The following is a 23799-nucleotide window of genomic DNA, read 5'->3' as shown; positions in this document are numbered from 1 at the left end:
GCGCGCAAGGCTCTGGACGGGGGGCTGCTCTCGTCCTAGGGTCCGGTCCGACGAGCAGGGGCTGAGAATGAGAAAGCAAGAGATGAACCGAGACTGGTCCGCGACCGCCCGCACCCTTTCCGAAGCGCTTCCCTATATGCAGCGCTATTCGGGTGCGGTGGTCGTCGTGAAATTCGGCGGCAATGCCATGGGCGATGATGAGGCCATGGCCGAATTCGCCCGCGACATCGTGCTGATGAAACAGGTCGGCATTCACCCTGTCGTCTGCCATGGCGGCGGGCCGATGATTAATGAAATGCTCGACAAGCTGGGCATCGAATCGCATTTCGTGCGCGGCAAGCGCGTCACCACCAAAGACACGGTCGAGGTGGTCGAGATGGTGCTGTCGGGCCTGGTCAACAAGCGCATCGTGCAGGCGATCAACGACGCGGGCGGGCGCGCGGTCGGGATCTCGGGCAAGGACGACGACCTTATGGTCTGCGAGGCCGACAATCCCGAGCTCGGCTATGTCGGCAAGCCGGTCGAGATGAACGTCCAGATCATCCGCGATCTCTACAAGGCCGGGCTGATCCCGGTGATCGCCCCGGTCGCGACCGGCATGGCCGATAACGAGACCTTCAACGTCAATGGCGACACGGCTGCGGGCGCGATTGCCGGGGCGCTGAAAGCCGACCGTCTGCTGCTCTTGACCGATGTCGCGGGCGTCAAGGATGCCTCGGGCGAGGTCCTGACCTCGATGCATCCTGATCAAGTCCGCGCGATGATCGCCGATGGCACGATTGCTGGCGGCATGATCCCCAAGACCGAAACCGCGCTCAAGGCGCTGGATGAGGGCGTGCGCGCGGTGGTTATTCTTGATGGCCGGGTGCCGAATGCCTCGCTGCTGGAGCTCTTTACCGAGCATGGCGCGGGCAGTCTGATCCGCTCGACGCCGCCGCGGGTCAAGCCGCGCGGATTGCGTCAGGGCGCCAGCGAACTTTAAGGCGCGTCCAGAGTTTTCCTTCTACTTGAGACAGAGCTTGCCGCATCCTCTGAAGCTGTGGCAGGCTTTGGGATACATCATTACGAGCGGGCAGGGGCTTTCATGACTCCAATTGGATACCGTCGACTCATACTGACACGCCATGCGAAATCCTCTTGGGATGACCCGGCGCAACCGGATCACGACCGTCCGCTGAATGACCGTGGTCGTCGTTCGGCGCGCGAGCTTGGCGATTGGCTCGCCAGCCGCGGCTATGAGCCCGAAGAGGTGCTGTGTTCGACCTCGACCCGCACGCGCGAGACCTGGGACGCGGTCTTTGCCGCGCCGCTTGAGGTGCGTCCGAATGTGCGCGACGAGGCCGGTCTTTACCATGCCAGCCCCGACCAGATGCTGGCGCTTTTGCGCACGGCCCAAGCGCCGACCGTGATGATTGTCGGCCATAATCCGGGCATTGCCGAGCTGGCCGAGATGTTGCCGGCACGGCCGCCGCTGGATCCCGAATTCCGCCGCTATCCCACCGCCGCGACCTTGGTGCTGGATTTCCAGATTGATGGTTGGAACGAGGTGCAGGCGGGGCAGGGCTCGGTTCTGGATTTCGTGCGCTTCGACGGGCGCAGCTGACGCAAAGGCCCGCCAATTGCGGGCCTCGCGAAGGGGGCCGACACCGGCCTTGGCTCTTGCGCCTTTTCCCCGGCTAGCCCGCCGGGGAGGCGTCACAAGCGGTCGCGTCTATTCCCACCAGCGATCGATGGTCGCGATATCCTCATCCGACCAACCGAAGTGATGGGCGAATTCGTGGACGACGACATTCGACACCAGCGCGCCAAGCGTCACATTTCCGCGACTGGCCCATTCGTCGATGATCGCGCGGCGAAAGAGCCAGACGGTATCGGGAAAGGATTGCGGCTCGCTCGGGGCTTTTTCGGTCAGCGGAATGCCATCGTAAAGCCCGGTCAGTTCGAGCGGGTCGTGAATGTCGAGCTCTTCGAGAAACTCATCGCGCGCGATCTCGTCGACCCGCAGAATCACGCTTTGCGCATGGCCCGCGAACTCGGCCGGAAAGCCCGCGATCACCTCGCGCGCCATGGCTTCGAGGGCGGCAAGGTCCGGCGCTTTTGCTTCGCTCCAGTCGGTCATAGTTTTCTCCCGCATTTTCCCCTTGATATGGACAAAATCGGTCGGTTGTGAAAGAGCGAAGCAGACAGGAGTTCACCATGACCACCACCCGTTTTGCCCCTTCGCCCACCGGCCACATCCATGTTGGCAACCTGCGCACGGCGCTGATGAACTATCTCATCGCGCGCAAGACGGGCGGAACCTTCATTCTGCGTCTGGATGATACCGACCGCGAGCGCAGCAAAGAAGAATATGCCGATGGCATCAAGCGCGACCTCGACTGGCTCGGGCTGCATTGGGACCGGCTGGAGCGCCAGTCCGACCGTTTCGACCGTTACGGCGAAGTGGCCGAGCAGCTCCGTGACGGCAAGCGTCTTTATGAGGTCTTCGAGACCCCGACCGAGCTTGATCTGAAGCGCAAGAAGCAGCTCAACATGGGCAAACCGCCGGTTTACGACCGCGCCGGGCTTGCGCTGTCGGCCGAGGACAAAGAGAAGCTGCGCGCCGAGGGCCGCACCGGTTATTGGCGCTTCCTGCTCGATCATGAACGCATCGAATGGCATGACGGCATTCTCGGCGATATCTCGATTGATGCCGCCAGCGTCTCGGATCCGGTGCTGATCCGCGCCGATGGCCAGATCCTTTACACGTTCGCTTCGGTCGTCGATGACGTCGATATGGGCGTGACCGACATCGTGCGTGGCGCGGACCATGTCACCAATACCGCGACCCAGATCCAGATCATCCGCGCGATCGGCGGCATCCCGCCGCGCTTCGCCCATCACAGCCTCTTGACCGGCGCGCAGGGCGAAGAGCTGTCGAAACGTCTCGGCGCGCTCTCGATCCGCGACATGCGTGAAAGCGGCATCGCCCCCGAGGCGCTGCTGTCGATGATGGCGCGTCTGGGCTCGTCCCAGCCGATGGAGCTGCGGATGTCGCTCGAAGAGCTGGCGGACGGGTTCGATCTCAAGCAATTCGGCGCTTCGCCGACGAAATTCGACCCCGAAGAGTTGCTGCCGCTGACGCGCGAAGCGAACCAGCGCCGGCCCTTGTCGGAAGTGGCCGAGCGGATCAAGGCGCTTGGCGTGCCGGACGATCTGGCCGAGCGTTTCTGGCGCGTCGCCTCGCAAAACATCACCAAGCTCGACGATCTCGGCGCGTGGTGGACGATCTTCCATCAGGGCGCCGAGCCCGAGATCGACCCCGAGGATGCCGATTTCATTGCCGAGGCGATGAAGCTGCTGCCGCCGCCGCCCTATACCGATACGAGCTGGGGCGAGTTCACTGCAGCCGTCAAGGAAGCGACCGGGCGCAAGGGCAAGGGGCTCTTCATGCCGCTGCGCAAGGCGCTGACCGGGCAGGCGCATGGTCCGGACATGTCGGACGTCATGCCGCTCTTGCAGGTGGTCAAAGCAAAGGCGTAACGGAAAGGGGCGGAGACGCCCCTTTTTCTTTGTTTTCAATATTTTGCGCGGCGTCTGGAAAAAATACCGAGATTCATGATTTCGACGCTTGACGCCCCCCGCCTCCACCAATAAAACCCGCTTCACCCGTGGCGGAGTAGCTCAGCTGGTTAGAGCAGAGGAATCATAATCCTTGTGTCGGGGGTTCAAATCCCTCCTCCGCTACCATGGTTCCCCCCGAATGTTTACGAGACATTCGCGGGGCGTCGATCAGGGCCCGTAGATGGCCCGTTACGATCACCTCCATTTGTCCCGCTGCTGTTTCTGAAACTGTCACGCTTTCAATGAGCTTGCGCAGCGTGCTGGCAAAGCTTGCCGAACCGCCGCTGTGGTCCGCCCCCATGATCGGGGCGAGCGTCAGTAGGTCTTTCCTGTAGCCCTCCATCGCCATCGGGTGCAGTGTTACCGCGCTGAGTGGAGGTGGTTCTAAAGACAGCTCAAGCTTGGCATCGGTCAGCTCTGCGCATTTTGCCTCATATTCATGTGCAATTCGATCCGTGTCACCGATTCCCCGCGTCACAAACTGGACCAGCCGCGAGATCTCAGAATCTAGCTGATGGATGCGGCGTTCCATTTTCCCGCGCCTTTGGACGTTTGCTGCAGCGAATTCAGCTCGAGCCCGATTGTATTCGGCGACATAGAGTTTCAGCAGATCTGGCTTGTCGAGCTCCCTGCGCAGGAGCCCGATCACAGCCTCCTCAACAAGGTCAAGATACCAGGTCCGTGGCGCGGGGCAGCTCCGGCTAGACGAATGGCGGGTGCACTCGATCCGGGTGCGCCCACTTTTGTCTTTGCCCTTGGCTGACATACCGCCGCCACAAGCGCCGCAGCGCAGTAAGCCGGACAGAGGTCTGACCGGACGGCGCATTTTCGCGCGGTCGGATTGGGTTGCGTGAGGCTTCGGCTCGATCATAGCCTGCACCTTTTCCCAGAGGTCTTGCTCGATAATCCGCAGGTCGGGCGCGTCGGTGATTTGCCAGTCGCACTGCTGGTTTGGTCGCGAGACCCTGCGGCCAGTCTCGGGGTCCTTGACCATCTTTGACTTGTTCCAAACGATGCGCCCCGCATAGAGGTCATTGCGCAGGATGCCGGACCGCCGCTCGGCCCAGCCATAAATCGTGCTCGATTGCCATGCCGTTGCCGATCGTGGCATCGGGCAACCGTCACGGGTGAGATTTACCGCGATGTCGATTGGCGAGCGGCCCTCGGAAAACTCGCGGAAGATGCGCCGGATCACTACGGCTTCCTCCTCCTGGATGAGAAGTCGCCCCTTTTCGTTCGGATGGGGGCGATAACCAAATGCTCGGCCGCCAGCCGACAAGCCCTGGCTCACACGCCCGCTAAGACCGCGACGGATTTTGCGGGCATTGTCTTCGCGAAATAGTTGGCCGACCAATCCCCGAAGGCCGACGGTCACTGTCGATGCAACCCCTTCATGGACAGCCATGATTTCGACGCCAGCAAATGACAGGCGTTTATGGATGCCCGCGAGATCCTCCATGTCGCGCGACAGGCGATCCAATTCCTCAACAATTACTACCTCAAAAGCTCCGGCCTTTGCATCTGAAAGCAGTTGAAGCAGGCTGTCGCGTCCGAGGATCGATGCGCCAGATTGTGCGGCGTCAGAATAGCAGCGGTCGAGCGTCAGACCATTGATCGCTGCATAGCGGCGAATTAGAGCTTCCTGATCCTCGATCGAACGCTCGTTTTGGAGGTCCGTGGAGTAGCGGCTGTAGCTGACGGCTTTGCGGGTCAATGGGTCAGTTCCTTCGCGTTTCAAGCGCCGCGACATGGTCTTCCCAAGCTCTGCGGCGAGCGAGTTTGATGATCAGCTCTCTAAGGCTCTGATCAACAACCTCTTGGTCATCTGGTGTCAACAGCGCGGTCTTTCGTGCAGTCATCACCCAGTCCTCCTGATCTCTTCCACGGCCCGGAGGCACCACTGGTGCGCCGCGGCTTCCATCATCCCCGGATAGGATCGGCTGCGCAGGCGGGCGCGCTCCGGCCCCGGCGGCATCCGATGCACCCGATTCCATGCCCTCCATTCATCTGATCCGCGCACCGGCTCGGGCAGGGGCGCAGTCGCGACCAGCACGGGCAGGCCGCGCAGATACCAGCCCGTGCTTTTGTACTCGGGGTGTCCGAACCAATGCGGCTGTACGATGTGCGGCGCGGGCAGATCGGCAGGCATCCGGTCGCGCGCGAGATCGTTCATTTCCGGGTTCTCAATCGCGACCCGATTGATTGGCGCGGTCCAGCAGGCGGTGAAAATGCTGACGCCTTCCTCGAACTGGAGGCGCATGTCGCTCCAGCTTCGCCCTTTCGGGAGGCGCTTTGGCGGGGACCATTTGCCGGGGCCGCTCATCCAGCGCCGCCCAGAACGGCACAGCCGTGTGCAAGGCGGGTGCATGACCGCAAGCAGGTCCCATCCTTCGGTCAGGATGCCGTCGCGAATGTCGCAGCGGACATGCCTGTTGCTGCCGTCCTCTGCCGCCTCGATGTCGCAGGACCAGACGTCATGACCAAGCGCCGCAAAGGCGCGTCGAGCGATGCCAGACGTCTCGCAGCCGATCAGGATTCGGAGAGTGCCCGTCATTCCTTGGCCTCCGGATAGCAAACACGGCACGGCACATAGACCAGCGCGGTGTAGTCATCTGCTCCGGTGCCGAGGCAAACCCTGCACTCCGGGTCTGGCCCCAGAAAGTGGCTAATCTGACAGATCGCACCCTCCACTTTCCGGGCAAATCCATGCGTGTTGCTTTCATCATGCGTCCAGGTCACCGGTGCGCCGGGAACCTCGGGCAGCACGATCTCGATGCCGCGATGGGTGAGGGGTTTGTGCTCTTGCATCTTGCGTCCTATCAGCTGGCGCTCGGGATGCTGGCCCGCGCGGGGCCAGGCACCGAAGGGTCGCTTAGGGGTTCAGGCAAACCGGCCCATGTAGAAGGGCAGGCCGGTTTCCTCAGATGCGGTGAGTGCGATTTGCGTGAAGTGCGCGCGACGTTGGTATTCGACGCGATGCCATTGAAATCCGAGACCAACCGCGCCGCCACCCATGGCGCGCCATCGGAAAAGGCAGCTCAGTTCTTCCGGCTGCTCGCCGTTGTAGATCGGAATGGAGAGCGTGAACTTCTCGGGGATCACGACGCCGTTCTGGACCTTGGTATCGGTCTCGAAGACCAGCTTGCGGTCGCCGTTGTCCAGGCGCAGGGCGGATTTGTAGGTTTGTCCGACCGTGGCCTCGAAGTCGCGGCTGATCTCGATCATGGTCGCGGCTTCGGGATGCCCGATGTCGACGCTGTTCTCTTCGAGGAAGCGCGCGAACTCGTCTTGGGGATGGATCTTGCCTTCCATCGCATCCCAGCGGGCAAACTCCTCCGAGGGGCGCAGCTTTAACGTGACGGCATGGGCGTTGTAACCGGGGGCGGGGAAGTCTTCGCCAAGGTTATGCTCGTGCCAGTCAAGGCGTGCCGACACGGTGAGCGCGTCGAAATCCGCAATGATAACCGAGCGATCAGATTTGAAGCGGTTGGCATAAGCTGAGAGCGATGCGCGATCATCGACCGTGACCGCTTGCTGGACCCGCGAGGGAAGCCGGTTCGGGTCGGAAATGTCGAGTAGGCTGAAACTTTTCGGCAGCGCAGCGTATTCACGGCCGTCCTGGCCGAAGATGGTCGGCGCCGCGATGCGTGCGGCCTCCAGAACGGTTTCGAGGGCGCTGCGTGGATCCGCGGCAAGCGCGGTGACTTGGCCGAATTGTTCGGAGCTTTGAGACATGGTTGGTCCTTTCGGGTTGGGAAGGGGTCAGACGTCGATCGCGCGTCGGCGTTCGAGCTCGTCTTCGAAATCCATCTGGTTGGGATCGCGGCGGGTAAGGCGGCCATCATCGGTGGCGAAGTAAATGCCGGTTCCCATGCTTCGGGTCGGTTTCTTGATCGAGATGTCGGGCACGACTTCGAGCTGGCCGGCTTTGTTGACCTTGATGCCGACCTTCATGGTCAGGCTGCCGCCATTGCCGGTTTCGCGGATCGCCTCGATCAGCTCGGAGAGCTTGTTGTCTCCGGTTTCCAGCAGTTCGCCACGGCGAAAGCTCTGGATGAATTCGAGGAAGTTGAGTTCGTTGCGCGCCATGGCGGTTGCCTCTGTGCAGGTTGCAATAGGGGGGCGGGATGCCGGTCCGCGCGGGACCGGTCACCGGAGGGTCAGGCGGTGATGTGGCGCACAGCGCGCATCACGGCGTCTTCGATGTGGGTATTGGCCAAAGACAGGTCGCGCGACGCCAGGCGATCGCCCGAAGGGTCCGTCCCGCCGATTTCGTGCAGCTTGGCTATGAGGGCCGAGCCCATATCCTTGACCGCCTGCATCGCGCCTTTCTCGGCTTCCGAGAGGGTGCGATAGGTGTGGCGCACGGCATTGTTGGCGGTGCGTTGGTCGGACGAGCTGTCGATCGTGCTCATGTTGGGGTCCTTTTGGGAATGCCCGGTGCCGCCGGACGCGGTTCTGGTGGGGAACATCGCCCCCGAGGTCACGCGACCCCGGGGGGCTTCCTGCTGCGCCAAGGGAGGAGGTGCGCGGCGGGAATTCTTGGCGCCACCGGGACTGCCATCTCGGCGGCTCTGCTGCGCTCAGTCGGTGGGCTGGGCGAGGCAGGTCTTGGGATTAAGGCCGGTGGGGTCGAATTCGGCGTGCAGCGCCGCGATGATTGATGCCGTGACCCGATGCGCGGTGTCTTCATCCAGCACATGCACGGCGACCTGCAGGATGTAGAGGCCGGTCAGGTTGTCGACGATCCAGCCGTTCCGGTCCGCGCGAAACCGGGCCGCCATCACAGCGCCCCCTCGGCGATCTGGCTGTTCGGCGCGGTGATTGCGGTGATGATGGCGCTGCCTAGATCGCTGTCGCGCAGCCCCGGGACCTCATGCAGCGCGCGGCGCAGCAGGTCCTCGGTGATCAGCATCCGAACTGCCAGCATCGGCAGTTGTGCGGCAAACTCGGGCCCCATGAGCTGCGTGGGTGACGTTTTCGACATCAGCGCACCCCCTCGGCCAGCTGCTCGATCGAGCGTCCACGCGTTTCCAGCGAGGTCGGCGCGACGAAGCTCTGCACATCCGCCCAGCTGATCGCGCGGCCCGCGACGTGCCAGACCGTGACGGTGAGGATGACGGCGGAAATTGTTGCGGCGACCAGCGCCACCGCGCGGAACGCGCCGGAGAGCATGGCGCCTAGGCGCGGGGCCTTGCGGGCGGCTGCTTTGACCGGGTGGGCGAGGGCGATCATGCTGCGTCCTCCGAAACCTCGAGGAAATCGATCGACGCGACTTGTCGAATGTCGATCAGGCATCGGTGAGGCCCGATGACGAAAAACGCCCAGACCTGCAGACCAGTGCCCTGGTCTGACGCCATAGCTTCAAAAATCGCCGTGAAGGTTTTCCGCGAAACGCCTTCGTATTCCGCGCAGTCGCCATTGCTAAAGCGGATGATCAGGTCTCCATCCGAACAAGCCGGATCGCTCTCGGCATCGGCGGAAGACAGGACGGTGGGAATGTGCATCTGCGGACTCCATCCGGTTGGGGATGGGGCACTATCGCACGCACTTGCGTGCAGCGCAACTGAAAGCACGCAACTGCGTGCAAATTCTTGCCGCTCCGATTCGTGCCTGCTATCCTGCGGTCAGGGTGGGCCGCGTTGCTTGCCTCGCTCGCGCCGGGTCGCGGCGCATGAAAAAGCCCGCCAGTTGGGGCGGACGAGGGATGAGTGATGCAGTTGAAAAGAATCGACGTCATGGCTTTGGCTGCTGAGAATGAGAGCAAGTGCGCTGCGATTCTCGCGAAGCTGGGGGGCAATTTTATGAAGCTGGATATGGAGCTTGTCAGGGATATTCTGCTCTGGATTGAGGAAAATCAGGTAACGCCGCGTGCTGAAATCGATGACATTCCCATAGCAGGAAAAACCGATGTAGAGATCGGCTATCATGTCGCCCTTCTGTGTCAGGCCGGTTTCTTGGACGCGTCCTTGGAGGAAGTGACGGGAACAGACGGCGAAGATTATTTAATCTACACCGTCAGGACCATCTGGATGACTGGGCACGATCTTCTGGACAATCTCCGCAGCAAATCTGCGCTTGATGAGGCTGTTGCGCTTGCGGCGTCCGCTGGGAAAGGTGGGCTGATCAGTGTTTACAAGGCGCTGCAGGATAGTGCGGTAGCTGCTATGATTGCCTACGCCGCCGCGAGGATTCGCGGTACCTGATTTGATCTGGTTGCTGCGGCTCAGGCCGATCGGATTCCCTCTGCGCTAACTTAAGCCCGCTCCACCATCTCAGCAGGCAGCGCCAGCATCACGCGCGCCGTTTGGTTGCAATGTTATCCACAGATTCGTCCTCAGGTTTATTTTAGGCTAAACGAGTCAATTGGTTACCTGTTGTCAAAGTTCGCCTAATGTTCCTGTGTGATTTGGTGGAGGGCAAGCTTGTGGGTGGCGATACTTTGAAAGCTCTTAGTGCGTGGATGAAGTTAGACTCACAGCAACAAGAGTTGGTCCTCAATCATCTCCGGTCGGGAGTTTCCTCTCGCGGCCAAGTTTTGCCAAAAGATCAAGTGTCGACTGCCTCAGATCTTCGGGGGCCTCGGCGAGAAGATTGAGATATTCGATTGTCTGCGCGTTGGCTCGAACGCCTGTGTAAACGAAAACGGCAGCATCTTGGCCGAGTTCATCAAGAATAGCTGCTAACTTCTGCTGTACAGGTGAAGAGCCGCGATTGAATGTTTGCTCAAGATAGTTTGGTCCGAGGCCAGCAGCTGTGCTGATGGCGCGCAGGCTTCGCCCGTCGTCGTCGATTGCGGCTTTGAGCCGAGATATCCAACCGTCTTTCATGTGGTGATTGCTAGCATTTTGAATGCCGGAAAGCTTGCACGCACTTACGGGTATTGCATTGCACGCAAGTGCGTGTATATGGTTTCACATGGACCATGCATTCCTCGATGCCATAGATAGCTTTATTGCCGCGACAGGGCTCTCTGAGCATCGCGTCGGCATCATTGTTGCAGGAAATGGCCGCCTTGTGCCGCGTCTGCGTAACGGCGGACGAGTTTGGCCAGATACTAAATGGCGCATTCTTGAAAAGCTCCGGGCAGAGCGTGAACGTCGCAACCTCCCTCCCGAGGACGCAGCATGAGCCTTCGCCCTGCCACATCCTCTCTTCGTTCTGATGATCGTCCTTCTGCACGGGGACACAACAGCACAGGACTTTCTGAAATGTCTTTCCGAAAATGCAGCGGCGAGGAAGCCGAGCGGGCATGGTTTGCCAGCTTGCTCTGGCGCGCCTTCCCAGAGGCGCAGTCCGAGAACGATCTGGCGGAACGTGCAGCTGAGGTCCTGACCTCGGATCGTCGCCCGGTCACCTCGCGCACGGTGCGCAACTGGCTCCGCCGGGAGAATGCCCCGCATTTTCGCTATGTGCTGAAGGTCGTCGCCTTGGTCGGTGCCGAAGCGGTGTTTCAGATCATCGATCCGGAGGCGGAATGATGCGGGTGCTCTGGCGCATGGCGCAGCGATATTACGCGGCCCGGCATCGTCGGGCGCTTCGGGTGGCGGATCGCTCCGCTGCCGATGCCGAATGGTTCAAATCGCAGTCGGAAAGATTTTTCCAACGGATCAAGGGCGCAAGCCGCGAATAACCCGGAGATTTTGCGGCCCTCCGGTTTCGTCACCGCCTAGCCTGTCCGGCTCCGGTGACCAACTGCGGGGCGGTCTCTGCTCAGACCGCCCCGCCTTTTCTCAAACAAACGCGAATGCGCATGAGGGACAAAATGTATATTGCTTCTTCTCGCACAGCCGATGAGCGCGACCTCGCGATCCTGCGCCGCGCCGTGAGCGGTGACAGCTATTCCGAAATCAGCCGCGATCACGGCAAAGGCGTCTCCTTCTCTCGCGTGCTGGTCGCGCGGATCCGGGATGCAGATCTGCGCGAGAGCGGCGAGGCGGCCAGCGTCGTATTGGCGGTCTATCCGGCCCCCATACCGAGGAAGGTGAGGGCTGCCGCGTGATGTATGACTTTTACCCCTTCGCTTTAGGCGTCAGCGTCAGCTTCGCGCTCTTTCGTGCCACCCAGCGAGATTGGGGGTGGGCAGCTTTTTACGCCTTGGGCGCAGCCGTGACCTTGCGGTCCATGGTGATCCTCCATGGGTAAGCGATCGAATTTCCCGCGGCGGGAGCGTGATTGGTACGCGACGCCGTCGGCAGCGGTTGCGCCGCTTTTGCCGCATCTGACATGGGGCGACAGCTTTGTCGAACCCTGTGCGGGAGACATGGCGCTGGTCAATACGCTCGAGGCCGCTGGCATGTCTTGCCAATGGGCGGGTGATATCGCGCCGCGTCATGAGGATGTCCGGTGCTGTGATGCCCTCTCCGACGATCTGGCCATCTGGGCCGAGGATGTCGATTACATCATCACCAACCCGCCCTGGACCCGCTCGATCCTGCATCCGATGATCCGGCATTTCGCGGCCATGCGCCCGACCTGGCTGCTGTTTGACAGCGATTGGGCGTACACGCGGCAGTCGGCTGAGTTCAAGCAGCTCCTCCGCAAGATTGTCTCGATCGGGCGGGTCAAGTGGATCCCAGACAGCACGATGACCGGCAAGGACAATTGCAGCTGGTATCTGTTCGATGCCCGTCCTTCCAACGGCGCGACGGAATTTATCGGGAGGGCCGCGGCATGAGCGATTCCGCTCTCGGTCAGCCCGGACGCGGGCGCGGCTGCTATCATTGGCAGGGGCAGGTCTATCACGGGGCCAAGGCTGTCGCGGCAGCGGCTGGCGTATCGCTGAACGCGGTGTTCTGGCGCTTACGCACCCATGGCAACCTCGATGGCCTCCTTACCAAAGATACCGTCCGGTATGAGTGGCAAGGGCAGTTCTACCGCACCCAGGCGGAGGTTGCAGCCGCCGCCGGTGTGGTCAAATCAGCGGTCTCTACCTGCCTGAACCGGCACGGCCATCTCAAGACCCTTGGTATCGGCGCTGGCAATGCGCAGACGGGCCGACGCGGACGCGGCCGGACGGTGCGGATCGGGGCGCGCGAGTGGCCGTCGATCTGCGCCTTGGCGCGAGATCTGGGGGTTACGCGACGCACGGTGAGGCTCTGGATCGCTGATCGCAACATCGAGCGCCTGCAAGCGCAGCTGATGGCAGTCGATGCTCGAGCCGCGAAGAGAGGTGCCGCATGACCGTGCCCCGCCGCAACCTGCATCCGGTTGCCGTCGATGCTCTGCCGGAGTGCCCAATTCCGGCAGGGATCGAGCTCAAGAGCCACTACTTCATGCAGTTCCATCATCAGTATTGGGGCAATTGCGATTTTCGTCAGTTGGCGGACCGAGATTCGCGCTGTCTGGCGCTTGAGCTGATCTTTGCCGCGCAAAACCAGCAGCCGGTTGGGACGCTGCCGGAAGATCCCCGCATCCTTGCGGGTCTGGTTAATACCCCGGTCGATGAGTTCATTCGGATCTGCGAAAGGGAGTATGGCCCCCTCTGGGAGTGGCGGCGGTGTCTTTGCGAAGACGGCACTGTTCGCCTTTACCATCTCGAAATGCACAAATGGGTGCAGGACGCGGCCAAAGCGACGGTCAGCTATAATGACAAGCTAGAGTCTGAGCGGGAGCGGAAGCGTCTCGCCCAGCTGCCTGATCAGATCGTGCGGGCGGGCGGCACGAAAGCCATGGCCGAAGATCACATCTATGTGCTGCGCCTCGACCAGTATCTTCTTGAGAACCACCCCAAGAAGCAACGCCGCCCAAATATCGTCCTCGACGCGATGGAGCAAATGGAACTGGCTGAAATCCGGGCCAGCGGCTGAACATCCCATTCTTTCCATTTCTTCCGCCGGAAGAAATTCGGAAGGAACCGGAAAGAACGCGGAAGGAATTCGGAAGAAATCAGGAGGAAATGGGAAGGTTTGCGCCGAGTTCCGGCCTGATTTCCTCCGAATTCTTCCGGACAGAGAAGAGAAGAGAAGAAATGAAAAGATAAGGAAAGGAAACTTAAGCGCGCAATCGAAAGGGCGCGCCTGTGGATAAGTCGAGACGTGCTGAGAAACGGGGATAGCCATGAACAGCGAAGAACAGGCACAGGGCGAAAAGCGGGTTTTGCGGCTTCTGGTCGAGCCATTGAAGCGGCGCGGGCTTACGAAGACCTCGACGCTGACCGTCGCGCAGTTCGATGAGATGATCGAGGGCATGTGCCAGAAGCTGGCCTATATGTCGGATGCGTCGCTGATGGCGCTCGAAGAGCAGGCTGCTGCCAATCCGAGCGGCAAGGATCGTGACCGCTTCCCGATCGCGAACCTGATCCTGCAATGGGCTGCGGTCATCCAGCCCCCGGATGGAGGGGCGTCGCCGCTGATCCAGGCTGTCTTCGCGCATGGCGTCGGTCAGTCTGCCATCACAGAGGGTTGGGCCCCTGAGCTTCTGGATCACCTGCGCAAGAACAGGAACTGGCCGAACAACTGGACGCTCGGCAAGATCCGCGATGGCGCGGACGGTGCCTTGCGGCGCTATCGCGATCTGCAAGGCCGCTTGGCCAGAGAAGGCGAGCTCGGCCCGGTGGACTGTGATTGGTGGGATCGGCGCAACGCGGCGTTGCAGCGTTGCCGCGAAATCGGGGAAGGGGCTGCAGCATGACCAAGGAATATCGGCGGATGGCCCAAGGCAGGGCGGCGGAAGAACGGGCGCGCCTCGATGCGGTTCTGTCGCGCGCCACACCGGTCGAGGGCTGCGGTCCGCTGATCCCGGTGGCGCCCGCGCGGGGGCCGCAGGTGGTGGTGACGCCGCTGCGCATGGTGCCGGATCCCAAGGACAGCACCGGCTGGAAGGTCGAAGAGATGGGCTGGCGCGGCTTCAACGCCGTGCGCGCGGCAGATGTCTTTGACGATCTTGCCCGCCGAGCGGCTCGGAGGAAGGCGGCGCCGCCCTTCTCGCCGGGGCAGGTTCAGGTTGCGCGGCTCTATCGCGATCTGGTCGAACGCCATGATGCGGGCGGGATGCGCTGCTCAAGCCTTGAGGCTGGGCGCGGTGGCTCAAGCTCGGGTGGCGAGTTCATTGATGCCTTCATCGAAGAGGGCAGGGTGATCGATCTTTTGCGCCGTCGCATCGGGGCCGGTGTCGCCATGGCGGTGCGTCGAGTTCGGCCCTCGGCGCGGGGTGAGGGTGGCGCGCGGATCATTCACGACCGCGTGCTGGTTGATGAGATTTGCCTGCATGGACGGTCGTTTCGCGACGTGCTGGAGCGGCATGGGTGGACTGGGACCGCGCGAAATATCAACATGCTTGTCGTGTCTTTGACTGCGGTCCTCGAGCGCATGCGCGGACATTTTGCGCCAGCCTAAGTCAAACCCTCTTGACTGCTTAGGACGCACGGCCCTATCAATCTTTCTATCATCTATCAGTGCGCCCGGCGGGATCCTCCCGAGCCGGGCGCACTGCGTTTTCCCTATCGTTCGGTGATGTCATGCCCAGCAAGCCCTGCGCGGTGCCTGGTTGTCGGACCGTTGTCGAGGTGGGGACGGTGCGGTGCAAAAGACATCGATCGGTTTCCGATGTGCCTGGGAAGAGAGGGCTGCCATCAGGTGGTTGGCATGGCCAGGCGGGCAATCGTCATGAGCGTGGTTATGGTGCCGCTTGGGACCGTTTGCGTATCGCGATCCTCGAGCGCGACAAGCGCCTCTGCGTTCTATGCATTCGATCTGGCAGGCCGGTTGTGGCGCATAGCGTCGATCATATCGTGCCAAAGTCGAAGGGCGGCACGGATGATCTCGATAACCTGCAATCCTTGTGTCGACCCTGCCATGCAGCAAAGACGGCGCGCGAGGGTTCTGCGGCGCAGGGAGCGCTCAAGGCAGAGGCGCAGCCGTCAATCGGGCCGGATGGCCGACTGATCATTCCGCGAGACTGGGGCTTCAGTATACCGCGGGGTGTCCGGCCTTCGGCAATACCGCTCACCATTGTCTGTGGCCCTCCGGCCTCCGGAAAAACGACATGGGTGCAGGAGCGTGCTGGTTCTGGCGACAAGGTGATAGATCTCGATGAGATCAAGGTTCGGGTCGGAGGTGTACGGTATGACCAGCGTACCGGCATCTTCCGCAAGGCAATGGCCTATCGCGATATGATGATCCGCTCGTTAGCGGATGATGTTTCAGGCAAGGCGTGGCTGATCGTCACCGCGCCAACCAAAGCTGAGCGTCTGATGTGGGTCGAGGCGATGGGGCCGCGATCCGAGTTGATGGTTATCGATGCGCCGGAAGCGTCCTGCATCGAACGGATCCGCGCCGATGCCGAACGGGCGGAGGTTGCGGCTGCACTCATCGCCGCGGTTCGGCGCTGGGAGCGATAATCCTTCACGATTGTAGCCACGGATGGCTCGATTTTGGCCGATTTCGCCAAAAAATGCCCAAAAAACAGGCAAAATTGGCGTTTTGGGGCCAAAAGGGAGGGGGAGGGGCGGAAACCTGGCCGAAACACAGGAGGACCGGCGGCGGTGGGTAAATTCTTTCGCGCGCCAATTTTTGAGGGGGGGGGTAACAAGAGTTAGTCATGACAATCAAGCTGGATGACATCCTTGCTCGGCTTCCGCCGGTGCCGGACTATTTCACCGAACGCCATATGGAGATTGTCCGCTCTCTCGCTTCGGTCCTGCTGCGCGACGGAACGTTCGACGAGGCGGTATGGTTGCAGGTCCAGCGATATGCCGTGCACCGTCTCAAATGGGACGATATCAACTTCGATCTGGAAACCGATGACGGAGAGGATGAGAAGGGTTTCGGTTCGCCGAAGGTCCAGCGCCTCGCCTATCTGGACAAGGTGCTCACGCCACTTGAGCGCGAGCTTTTCTTCACGCCGGCGTCGCGCAAGGAGGGCCTCGGCTCGGAGCAGGCCTCCTTCATGAGCCTCCTGACCGGCGCCGAGAAGGCGACATCGGCGCCTGTCGATCCGGTTGGGGCGGTGACGCCGTTCCGTCCGCGCCGGAGGCCGGTGGGTGGCTGACGGTGCTGCGTCGATCGCATGGTCCTGCACGGATCGCGCGGTTGCCTATGCCGATCTGGTCGTTTCCGGGGATCTGCCGTCGTGTCGCAAGGTGATACAGGCATGCCAGCGCTTCCTTGATGATCTCGATCGGCAATGCACATCGGACTTTCCCTATGTCTTCGATCCGGACGCGGCCGAGCACATGGCGGCCTTCATCGAGGCCATGCCGCATATCAAAGGGCGATGGGCAGCGCGGCGCGAGTTGGTGCGGCTCGACGATTGGCAGTGCTTTCTCATCGCCAATATTGCGGGCTGGGTTCATGCCACAACGGGGATGCGCCGCTTCAAGACGGCATATGTCGAGGTTCCGCGCAAGCAGGGTAAATCGACCCTGCTGTCGGCAATGGGGCTCTATTTTCTGATCGTGGACGGCGAGCCGGGGGCAGAGGTCTATTCCGCAGCGAGCTCGAGCGATCAGGCCCGCATCGTCTTCGAATCGGCGCGCAACATGATTTTGCGTGCCGAGGTGGAAGGAAAGCCCGCCGTCGAGGCGCTCGGCCTCACGGTTGAACAACACCGGATCAAAACGACGGATGAGGCCGCGGTCTTTCGGCCTGTCGCGGCGCAGACCAAATCGCAGGACGGCAAGAACCCGCATTGCGCGATCGTCGACGAGCTGCACGAGCATCAAAACCGCGATGTCTGGGATTCGATGGATTCGGCGCTTGGCGCGCGCGAACAGCCTTTGCTGATCGCAATCACCACGGCGGGCAGCAACACCGCCGGCGTCTGTTACGAGCAGCGGACCTATCTGACGCGAATTCTCAACCGCACACAGGTGGACGAGGAGTATTTCGGGCTGATTTACGAGGCCGACGAGGGCGACGATCCGGGCGATCCTCTGACCTGGGCGAAAGCGAATCCGGGCCTAGGCCGTGCGAAAAGTCTGGAGTACATGCAGCGGCAATGGACCAAGGCCAGCGCATCTCCCGTCGCGATGGGAGAGTTCCTGCGCAAGCACCTCGACATCTGGACGAGCGTCGGCGCATCGGCGCTGGATCTTACCAGGTGGCGGGCCGCGTTCGATCCCGCGCTCTCGATCGCGGATTTCGCCGGTGAGCCTTGCTTTGTCGGCATCGATCTCGCGACGCGGCAGGACTTCGCAGATGTCGTCGTCGTGTTTTTGCGAGGCCGTAAGCTCTATGCTTTCGCGCGCCATTTCCTCAATCGGGCCGTGATCGAAGCCCCCGGCAACGAGCAACTTCTGGCTTGGGCCGAAGAAGGTAGGATCCTGACCACGCCGGAAGCGGGCGAGCTGGATCTGAATATGGTGCAAGCCTATGTTTTAGCGCTGATAGGAGTGGCCTCGGATGAGTTCGACTTTCCGCTGCTCAATCTCAATGTCCAACAAGTCATCTACGACCCGCAGTTCGCTCACCAGATGGTGGCGACATTCGAGGCGAAGGGTCTGACCTGCATCGAGCTCCAAACTAAGGCCAAGAACATGCATGAGCCGTTCAACCGGCTCATCTCCGCCGTCGATGATGGCCGGTTGGTAACGGATGGAGATCCGGTGCTGGAATGGATGGCAGGCAACGTCCTGCAAAAGCGGGTTCTGGGCGGTGATTACATTTTCCCGACCAGGGCTAACCCCGAAGACAAGATCGATGGCGTCGTCGCTTTGATCAACGCGCTCTGGGCAATCGAATATCCCGATGAGGAAGAGACGGTCGTCTCCCCTTGGGACGATCCCGAATTCAGTTTGGTGGGACCATGAACATTCTTGGCTTGGAAGTGCGGCGCGCGGAGACGCGTTCCGCCACGGTAGAGAGCCCGAGCGTGGCGCTCAGTTCCGACAATATCCTTTCGTTCTTCGGGATCGAGAAGGTGGCGCTGCCCCATGTGACGATCAGCAACGCCTTGACCGTGCCAGCCGTTTTCTGCGCCGTGGCCTTTCTGTCGCGCACCTTGGCGGCGATTCCGCTCCATGCCTTCCGCCGCACGGCAGAGGGTGCCGAGCGCCTGAGCGGCGATACCGCGCTGACCATCAGCGAGTTTCCGAACGAGGAAATGGACGGGTTCAAGATGCGCCAGTATTTCTGGCAGCAGGTATTCACCGGCGGCCGTGGGCTGGCTTGGATTGAGCGTAAGGGCGACGAGGTCGTCGGGATCTGGCCGATGGATCCGCGCAAGGTCAGCGTCAAGCGCGTCAACATGCGGCTGGTCTATACCTTCGACGGCAAGCGGTATCCGGCGGCCGATGTGATTGACGTGCCTTTCATGCTCAAGGAAGACATGATCGGCCATGACGGCCCGATCAACAAGGCACGCAAGGCAATCCAGCTCGCGTTGGCCATGGGCGATTACGGTAGCAATTTCTTCGCCGGTGGCGGGGTGCCGCCTTTGGCTCTGTCGGGGCCGTTGCCGCAGGGCGCTGATGGGCTCAAGCGGGCCATGGCCGACATGACGCGCGCCATTGACGCGGCGAAGTCCTCGCAAAAGCCCGTGTTCCCGATCCCGCCCGGCCATGAGCTGAAGCAGGTCGGTTTCGATCCGGCCAAAGGCCAGATGACCGAGGCGCGCCTGTTCCAGATCCAGGAGTTCTCGCGAGTGTGGCAATTGCCGCCGGTATTCTTGCATGATCTCAGCCACGGCATCCGCGCAAATGTCGAACAGCAAGACCTCAGCCTGATCAAACACTTGCTGAGCCAATGGGTGAAGGCCTTCGAGGGCGAGGCCAATCTGAAGCTGTTCGGGCGCAAGTCGAGGCACGAGGTTGGCGGTCGCTATGTCGAGCATAATCTCGCCGGCCTGATGCGCGGCGATTTCAAAACCCGGATCGAGGGCATTGCCCGCGGCATCCAGACCGGTCAGCTGACCCCGAACGAAGCGCGCGAGCTGGAAAACCGGCCCCGCCACAGCAATCCGGCGGCTGACGAATTGTTGGTGCAGGGCGCAACCGTGGTTTTAGGGAGTGCCGCCAATGGCGCTGGCGTGCCGCCGCCAGAAGCGCCGAGCGAATCCCAAGCCGATGATGGAGAGGTCGATGCCGACAAAACCTGACGACGAAAAGCGCTCCGTCATCCTGCCGGTCGAGCGCCGCGCGGATGCCGACGGCAAGATGACGGTCGGCGGCTACGCTGCCGTCTTCGGCGAGGTGACCAGCATTGGCGGGTATTTCGACGAGGTTCTGGCGCGCGGAGCCTTCACCAAGACGCTTCAGGTGGCGGATGTTCTGGCCTATTTTGACCATGACCGTGGCCGCATTCTCGGCCGCTCGACCAGCGGAACGCTGCGCCTGAGCGAAGATGCCAAAGGCCTCGCGGTCGAGATCGATCTGCCCGACACGTCGGACGGTCGCGACGTGCGCACCCTGATCGAACGCGGCGACATCCGCGGCATGTCCTTCGGCTTCCGCGTGACGCGCGAAGAGTGGGATGAAACCGGCGAGACGCCCAAGCGCACGATCCATGAGGTCGAGCTGCGCGAGGTCAGCATCGTCTCCGAGCCCGCCTATGACGGCACCTCGATCGCTATGCGTTCGCTGGACGCGGCCCGCAAAGAGCGTCGGGCCCAGAACTTCACCGCCGCCGAGCGCCGAGTTTCGGCGCGGCGCGCCAATGCCGAGGCGCGTTTCCGCGGCATCCTCTGAAATCACCCGGTCTTTCCGGAGTCGGCAGCGCGTACCTGCCTTTGACCCGCTTCAGGCGGATTTTGTGCGTTCTCACATAGAAGGAAGCCAAGATGGCCCTCAAAGACCTGATCGAAAAGCGCAATAAGCTTGTGACCGACGCCCGCGCCGCGCTGGATGAAATCACCAAGAACACCGATGAGAGCCGTGCCGCTGAACTGGATCAGCGCCACGACACGATCATGGCCGACTTCGACAAGGTCGAAGGCCAGATCCAGCGCGAGCAGCGTATGGTCGATGCGGAAAAGCGCGCGGCGGATGCTGAAGACGAACAGCGCTCGCGCCAGCGTCCGATTTCCGGTGGTGAAGGCCGAGGTCAGGACGGTGGCGACAAGCTGGAATACCGCGAGGTCTTCCACAAGTTCGTCACCCATGGTGCCGATCTGGGCGAACTCAATGCGGAAGAGCGCGCGGTTCTGAAGGCGGGCGCCCAGGAAATGCGCGCGCAAAACACCGGCACGACCACTGCGGGTGGTTTTACCGTTCCGACCGAGCTGGCAAACCAGATCATCAAATCGATGGCGGCATGGGGGCCGATGTATGACGAGGATATCACCACCACGATGGTCACGGCCTCGGGCAATCCCGTGAAGATCCCGACGGTGGACGATACGGCGGTAACAGCCGAAAAGCACACCGAAGGCGCGGCCCTGACCGATGACGGCGGCAAGGATGTCACCTTCGGGCAGAAGTCGCTGGACGCCTATGTCTATGATACCGAATTCGTGCGCTGGTCCATGGAGCTGGGACAGGACAGCATCTTCAATTTCGAGAGCCTTTTGGGCGAGCTGCTCGGTGAGCGCCTCGGCCGCATTGCCAACCGCGAGCTCACTGTCGGCGACGGGGTGGGCGATCCGAACGGCATCGTCACCGCCTCGTCCCTCGGCAAGACGGCCGCCGCGGCAGCCGCCATCACGGTGGATGAAATCATCGACCTCATCCATTCGGTCAATCCGGCTTATCGCCAGTCGCCGAAGGTGCGTTTCATGTTCAACGACCTGACGCTGGCGGCGATCCGCAAGCTGAAGGATGGCGAGGGGCGCTACATCTGGAGCAGTGGCGATATCCAGAACGGCATCCCCGGTACCTTGCTCGGCTACCGTTACAGCATCAACCAGGCGATGGCCGGGCTGGAGGCTGCGTCGAAGCCGATGATCTTCGGCGATTTCGGCAAGTATTTCGTGCGCAAGGTCGGGCAGCCGGTGATCGGCGTTCTGCGCGAGCGCTTCTGGCCCGATCTCGGCATGGCTGGTCTGATCCGGTTTGATGGCGAGCTCGGCGACACCGCTGCGGTCAAGCACCTGATCACGGCGGCATAAGTCAATCTGGCGGGGTTCGGGCCCCGCCATTTTCATTGGAGGGCATGATGAGAGTCAAAATGCTGACCGGACTGAGCGGGCCAGAATACAATCTTGCGCCGGGAGATGAGCACGACTTTCCCAAAGCTGAGGGTTTGCGGTTGATTGCGGCCGGCTTTGCCGTTGCGATGGATCCGGCGGTCGAGACCGCGACCAAGAAGCCTGCGTCAGAAAAGCGCGCGAAAGCCTGATCATGTGGTATCCGGTTTCCGATGAGGTGACGGCGGAGGCCGTGGCACCAGAGATCGTCGCAGACTATCTCGGTGTCAACGAGGATGAGTTGACCTCCGAGATCGGCTTTCTTGTGTCTGCGGCACGGGCGCATGTCGAGGCCTATTGCAACAGGTCCTTTGCCGCGCATCTCATGACATGGGGATGCGACAGCTTTGCGGATTTTGCACGCGTTCCGGCCGCCCCTTTGCTGTCCATTACGGAAATTGCCTTCGTCGATCCCGCCGGTGAGGCTCAGGTCTTGGATCAAGGTGTATTTGCCATTCGTGCCGATGGGCTTGATCCGAAGATTGTGCTGAATCATGGGGCGGTATGGCCGCATATCCAGCAAGGCTCGCGTATTAGCATTACGGGCACCTTTGGCGACGCGACTCCCGATGACGTTAAGCACGCGATCCTGCTCCTCGTCGGCAATGCGGATTGGGATCGTGAAAACGAGGCTCGCCCCGCTTGGACGGTGGTCGACGGTCTCTTGAGCAATCATCGGCGGGGGGCGTGGTGAGCGAGGATCATCTCAGGTCGGGGCGTCGACGCGACACGGTCGTTTTCCAGTCGCCCGTCGAAAGTCGGGATCGCGACGGTAAATTGGTTCAGGGCTGGGAAGACCAGTTCACAGTCAGTGCTCACGTCAAGCCACTGCGCGGCAGCGAGGCGGTGATGCAGGCGCGGGTTTCGGCTAGAGCGCCCGCAATCTTGTCCGTTAGGCTCTCGGCGCAAACCTTGCGCATCATGGCCGATTGGCGCGCGGTGGTGGAAGGCCGGATCTTTGATCTCAAGGAATTGCCGCGGCGGACGAATCGTCCGCGCTTTCTGGAGATGTTGGTGGAGGCAGGGGGTTGAGGGCAGGGCGCATACTTCGTCAGATCGTCATGGACCGGATGATCGCTGCGGTGCCAGACTTGGGCGGGCGGGTGTTTGATCAGGCAGGGCGGGTAACGCCCTCGCCATATGTGACGCTCGGGCCAAGCCACTGGGCGTCGGACGATGCGGATTGCATCGATGGCCGCGTGCTCACCTTGCAGATCGACGTTTGGGGGCATGGAACCACGAAAGGGGCGATGGAGGACCTCACAGATGATATTGCAGCATGCCTGCAGGGTTGGTCCGATATTGACGCGGTCACCATGCATCCCGTCACGGTCAGCATGGTTCGTGTCATGGGTGATCCCGATCCTGATTACGTGCACGGCGTTCTGCAGATCGAGGTTGAGATTGAAGCCTAGGGGCTGCTTGAGGTTCGCGTGCCCATCGCCGCGCGAGCGGAAGGCAGAGCGCTGCCAACTACAGGAGAGAAAATGGCCAGGCTCAACCCTCGCATTGTTGCAAAGCTCAAGAACATCCCAGCGGTTGCTGTAGAGGCTGCACAAAAAGCCATGGAAGAGGGCGCGGCGGAAATCGTTGCGGCCATGAAAGCAGCGGCCCCGCATGATCAAGGCGATCTGCGTGATTCCATTGGCTGGACCTGGGGCGAAGTTCCCGCCGGTACGTTCATGATCGATGAGATTCGCAGCGGGAAGAACAAGGGCGATCAATATGCCACCCTGCGTATCAAGATCTACGCCGGCAATGCCGATGCCTTTTATGCCCGCTTCCATGAGTTCGGAACCAGTACAGGCGTTCCGGCGCAGCCATTTTTCTTTCCGGTTTGGAAGGCCAGGAAAGCGGAGTTTCGCAAGCGAATCCGCAAGGAAGTACGCGCAGCGATCAAGGAGGCTTGGCGCAATGGCTAAGGCGATCTTCCATGGTGAGTTTCACTATTCGAGCCGGATCCGCAACGCAGGGTGGTCGGTCTATCCGTCACCGGAGCCGCAGTATTTCCCACGCGAGCTGATTGATGCGGCGGTCGCGGCGGGTCGTGCGACCGAGGTCCTGCCGAATGCTAGCAGTTCGGCAAGCCGCTCGAGCACAGGAAATAAAAAGGCCGAATAGCCCTTTTACAGAGAT

36 protein-coding genes and 1 tRNA gene are annotated in these 23799 nt (G+C 61.3%); 25 read left to right on the top strand and 12 right to left on the bottom strand.

Going from position 1 to position 23799, the window contains the following annotated elements; translation table 11 throughout:
• Window positions 1–82 precede the first annotated feature (82 nt).
• On the top strand, window positions 83–982 hold the full coding sequence (gene argB, locus JCM7686_RS14920) for an acetylglutamate kinase (RefSeq protein ID WP_041527397.1): 900 nt from the start codon (window positions 83–85) through the stop codon (window positions 980–982).
• Between the two features lie 102 nt (window positions 983–1084).
• Complete coding sequence (locus JCM7686_RS14915; RefSeq protein WP_020951624.1) at window positions 1085–1603, top strand: SixA phosphatase family protein; 519 nt, start codon at window positions 1085–1087, stop codon at window positions 1601–1603.
• A gap of 108 nt (window positions 1604–1711) precedes the next feature.
• Here JCM7686_RS14915 and JCM7686_RS14910 read toward each other — a convergent pair whose 3' ends face one another.
• Entirely contained in the window at window positions 1712–2119 is a 408-nt protein-coding gene (locus tag JCM7686_RS14910; RefSeq protein ID WP_020951623.1) for a metallopeptidase family protein, read from the bottom strand.
• Between the two features lie 77 nt (window positions 2120–2196).
• Here JCM7686_RS14910 and gltX point away from each other — a divergent pair, with 77 nt between their 5' ends.
• Both gltX and JCM7686_RS14900 read left to right on the top strand, forming a co-directional pair.
• Window positions 2197–3522: a glutamate--tRNA ligase gene (gltX, locus tag JCM7686_RS14905; RefSeq protein ID WP_020951622.1), complete on the top strand. Its 1326-nt coding sequence runs from the start codon at window positions 2197–2199 to the stop codon at window positions 3520–3522.
• A gap of 130 nt (window positions 3523–3652) precedes the next feature.
• Window positions 3653–3729: transfer RNA gene (locus tag JCM7686_RS14900), tRNA-Met, on the top strand.
• Here JCM7686_RS14900 and JCM7686_RS25190 read toward each other — a convergent pair.
• From JCM7686_RS25190 to JCM7686_RS14855, 10 genes are all read right to left on the bottom strand, one after another.
• The gene (locus JCM7686_RS25190; RefSeq protein WP_020951621.1) at window positions 3686–5353 is read right to left on the bottom strand and encodes a recombinase family protein; all 1668 of its coding nucleotides are present in this window, start codon (window positions 5351–5353) and stop codon (window positions 3686–3688) included. The genes JCM7686_RS14900 and JCM7686_RS25190 overlap by 44 nt on opposite strands.
• A gap of 108 nt (window positions 5354–5461) precedes the next feature.
• Entirely contained in the window at window positions 5462–6157 is a 696-nt protein-coding gene (locus tag JCM7686_RS14890; RefSeq protein ID WP_020951620.1) for a hypothetical protein, read from the bottom strand.
• Window positions 6154–6411 carry a hypothetical protein gene (locus tag JCM7686_RS14885; protein WP_041527395.1) on the bottom strand — a complete coding sequence of 86 codons (258 nt, stop codon included), beginning with the start codon at window positions 6409–6411 and terminating at the stop codon, window positions 6154–6156. The genes JCM7686_RS14890 and JCM7686_RS14885 overlap by 4 nt, the downstream gene beginning before the upstream one ends.
• Before the next feature lie 72 nt (window positions 6412–6483).
• Window positions 6484–7338, bottom strand: coding sequence for a YfdQ family protein (locus JCM7686_RS14880; protein ID WP_020949521.1), 855 nt, complete (start codon window positions 7336–7338; stop codon window positions 6484–6486).
• A 27-nt stretch (window positions 7339–7365) separates the two neighbouring features.
• Window positions 7366–7692, bottom strand: a complete 327-nt coding sequence (locus tag JCM7686_RS14875; RefSeq protein ID WP_020949522.1) for a hypothetical protein — start codon at window positions 7690–7692, stop codon at window positions 7366–7368.
• Window positions 7693–7763: 71 nt separating this feature from the next.
• The gene (locus JCM7686_RS14870; protein WP_041527394.1) at window positions 7764–8018 is read right to left on the bottom strand and encodes an Acb2/Tad1 domain-containing protein; all 255 of its coding nucleotides are present in this window, start codon (window positions 8016–8018) and stop codon (window positions 7764–7766) included.
• A 168-nt stretch (window positions 8019–8186) separates the two neighbouring features.
• Window positions 8187–8387, bottom strand: a complete 201-nt coding sequence (locus JCM7686_RS14865; protein WP_041527393.1) for a hypothetical protein — start codon at window positions 8385–8387, stop codon at window positions 8187–8189.
• Entirely contained in the window at window positions 8387–8590 is a 204-nt protein-coding gene (locus JCM7686_RS24485) for a hypothetical protein (protein WP_020952175.1), read from the bottom strand. The genes JCM7686_RS14865 and JCM7686_RS24485 overlap by 1 nt, the downstream gene beginning before the upstream one ends.
• Window positions 8590–8838 (bottom strand): hypothetical protein, encoded by a 249-nt coding sequence (locus tag JCM7686_RS14860; protein ID WP_020951618.1) that lies wholly within the window; start codon window positions 8836–8838, stop codon window positions 8590–8592. The genes JCM7686_RS24485 and JCM7686_RS14860 overlap by 1 nt, the downstream gene beginning before the upstream one ends.
• Window positions 8835–9110 carry a hypothetical protein gene (locus JCM7686_RS14855; protein ID WP_041527392.1) on the bottom strand — a complete coding sequence of 92 codons (276 nt, stop codon included), beginning with the start codon at window positions 9108–9110 and terminating at the stop codon, window positions 8835–8837. Before JCM7686_RS14855 ends, JCM7686_RS14860 begins: the two co-directional genes overlap by 4 nt.
• A gap of 207 nt (window positions 9111–9317) precedes the next feature.
• Between JCM7686_RS14855 and JCM7686_RS23580 the strand changes: the two genes are divergently transcribed.
• Entirely contained in the window at window positions 9318–9809 is a 492-nt protein-coding gene (locus JCM7686_RS23580) for a DUF2513 domain-containing protein (protein ID WP_051201580.1), read from the top strand.
• Between the two features lie 291 nt (window positions 9810–10100).
• Here JCM7686_RS23580 and JCM7686_RS14845 read toward each other — a convergent pair whose 3' ends face one another.
• Window positions 10101–10433 carry a hypothetical protein gene (locus JCM7686_RS14845; RefSeq protein ID WP_020951616.1) on the bottom strand — a complete coding sequence of 111 codons (333 nt, stop codon included), beginning with the start codon at window positions 10431–10433 and terminating at the stop codon, window positions 10101–10103.
• Between the two features lie 88 nt (window positions 10434–10521).
• Here JCM7686_RS14845 and JCM7686_RS24480 point away from each other — a divergent pair, with 88 nt between their 5' ends.
• The 20 genes from JCM7686_RS24480 to JCM7686_RS24075 all read left to right on the top strand — a co-directional run bounded on the left by JCM7686_RS24480 (window position 10522) and on the right by JCM7686_RS24075 (window position 23784).
• Window positions 10522–10734 (top strand): hypothetical protein, encoded by a 213-nt coding sequence (locus JCM7686_RS24480; protein WP_148292631.1) that lies wholly within the window; start codon window positions 10522–10524, stop codon window positions 10732–10734.
• Between the two features lie 80 nt (window positions 10735–10814).
• Window positions 10815–11084 carry a hypothetical protein gene (locus JCM7686_RS14840; protein WP_041527103.1) on the top strand — a complete coding sequence of 90 codons (270 nt, stop codon included), beginning with the start codon at window positions 10815–10817 and terminating at the stop codon, window positions 11082–11084.
• A 284-nt stretch (window positions 11085–11368) separates the two neighbouring features.
• Window positions 11369–11605: a hypothetical protein gene (locus JCM7686_RS14835; RefSeq protein WP_041527391.1), complete on the top strand. Its 237-nt coding sequence runs from the start codon at window positions 11369–11371 to the stop codon at window positions 11603–11605.
• A 261-nt stretch (window positions 11606–11866) separates the two neighbouring features.
• Complete coding sequence (locus JCM7686_RS14830; RefSeq protein WP_236635841.1) at window positions 11867–12280, top strand: SAM-dependent methyltransferase; 414 nt, start codon at window positions 11867–11869, stop codon at window positions 12278–12280.
• Window positions 12277–12786, top strand: a complete 510-nt coding sequence (locus JCM7686_RS14825; protein WP_020950965.1) for a helix-turn-helix domain-containing protein — start codon at window positions 12277–12279, stop codon at window positions 12784–12786. Before JCM7686_RS14830 ends, JCM7686_RS14825 begins: the two co-directional genes overlap by 4 nt.
• A complete protein-coding gene (locus JCM7686_RS14820) occupies window positions 12783–13412 on the top strand; it encodes a hypothetical protein (RefSeq protein WP_020950964.1) in 630 nt (209 codons plus the stop codon). The genes JCM7686_RS14825 and JCM7686_RS14820 overlap by 4 nt, the downstream gene beginning before the upstream one ends.
• 250 nt (window positions 13413–13662) lie before the next feature.
• Complete coding sequence (locus JCM7686_RS14815; protein WP_020950963.1) at window positions 13663–14235, top strand: hypothetical protein; 573 nt, start codon at window positions 13663–13665, stop codon at window positions 14233–14235.
• The gene (locus tag JCM7686_RS14810; RefSeq protein ID WP_020952174.1) at window positions 14232–14939 is read left to right on the top strand and encodes a hypothetical protein; all 708 of its coding nucleotides are present in this window, start codon (window positions 14232–14234) and stop codon (window positions 14937–14939) included. The genes JCM7686_RS14815 and JCM7686_RS14810 overlap by 4 nt, the downstream gene beginning before the upstream one ends.
• A gap of 302 nt (window positions 14940–15241) precedes the next feature.
• Window positions 15242–15943 (top strand): HNH endonuclease, encoded by a 702-nt coding sequence (locus JCM7686_RS24085; protein WP_236635822.1) that lies wholly within the window; start codon window positions 15242–15244, stop codon window positions 15941–15943.
• A 200-nt stretch (window positions 15944–16143) separates the two neighbouring features.
• Window positions 16144–16593: a hypothetical protein gene (locus JCM7686_RS14800; RefSeq protein WP_020951611.1), complete on the top strand. Its 450-nt coding sequence runs from the start codon at window positions 16144–16146 to the stop codon at window positions 16591–16593.
• A gap of 247 nt (window positions 16594–16840) precedes the next feature.
• Window positions 16841–18352: a terminase large subunit gene (locus JCM7686_RS14795; protein ID WP_158442358.1), complete on the top strand. Its 1512-nt coding sequence runs from the start codon at window positions 16841–16843 to the stop codon at window positions 18350–18352.
• Between the two features lie 62 nt (window positions 18353–18414).
• Entirely contained in the window at window positions 18415–19638 is a 1224-nt protein-coding gene (locus JCM7686_RS14790; protein ID WP_201769408.1) for a phage portal protein, read from the top strand.
• Entirely contained in the window at window positions 19622–20227 is a 606-nt protein-coding gene (locus JCM7686_RS14785; RefSeq protein WP_041527304.1) for an HK97 family phage prohead protease, read from the top strand. The genes JCM7686_RS14790 and JCM7686_RS14785 overlap by 17 nt, the downstream gene beginning before the upstream one ends.
• A gap of 92 nt (window positions 20228–20319) precedes the next feature.
• On the top strand, window positions 20320–21585 hold the full coding sequence (locus JCM7686_RS14780; protein WP_020950959.1) for a phage major capsid protein: 1266 nt from the start codon (window positions 20320–20322) through the stop codon (window positions 21583–21585).
• Between the two features lie 47 nt (window positions 21586–21632).
• Complete coding sequence (locus tag JCM7686_RS24475) at window positions 21633–21815, top strand: hypothetical protein (RefSeq protein WP_041527303.1); 183 nt, start codon at window positions 21633–21635, stop codon at window positions 21813–21815.
• A gap of 2 nt (window positions 21816–21817) precedes the next feature.
• Entirely contained in the window at window positions 21818–22357 is a 540-nt protein-coding gene (locus JCM7686_RS14770; protein ID WP_020951608.1) for a head-tail connector protein, read from the top strand.
• Entirely contained in the window at window positions 22354–22695 is a 342-nt protein-coding gene (locus JCM7686_RS24080) for a head-tail adaptor protein (protein WP_041527848.1), read from the top strand. The genes JCM7686_RS14770 and JCM7686_RS24080 overlap by 4 nt, the downstream gene beginning before the upstream one ends.
• A 29-nt stretch (window positions 22696–22724) precedes the next feature.
• Entirely contained in the window at window positions 22725–23078 is a 354-nt protein-coding gene (locus tag JCM7686_RS14760) for a DUF3168 domain-containing protein (protein WP_236635821.1), read from the top strand.
• 72 nt (window positions 23079–23150) lie between these two features.
• Complete coding sequence (locus tag JCM7686_RS14755; protein WP_020950956.1) at window positions 23151–23585, top strand: HK97-gp10 family putative phage morphogenesis protein; 435 nt, start codon at window positions 23151–23153, stop codon at window positions 23583–23585.
• Window positions 23578–23784, top strand: coding sequence for a hypothetical protein (locus JCM7686_RS24075; RefSeq protein WP_084621067.1), 207 nt, complete (start codon window positions 23578–23580; stop codon window positions 23782–23784). The genes JCM7686_RS14755 and JCM7686_RS24075 overlap by 8 nt, the downstream gene beginning before the upstream one ends.
• Window positions 23785–23799: the final 15 nt, after the last annotated feature.

Source organism: Paracoccus aminophilus JCM 7686, from assembly GCF_000444995.1.
GTDB classification, from domain to species: domain Bacteria; phylum Pseudomonadota; class Alphaproteobacteria; order Rhodobacterales; family Rhodobacteraceae; genus Paracoccus; species Paracoccus aminophilus.
The sequence above is the reverse complement of the archived record's forward strand: the minus strand, read 5'-3'. Positions and strand labels throughout refer to the sequence as shown.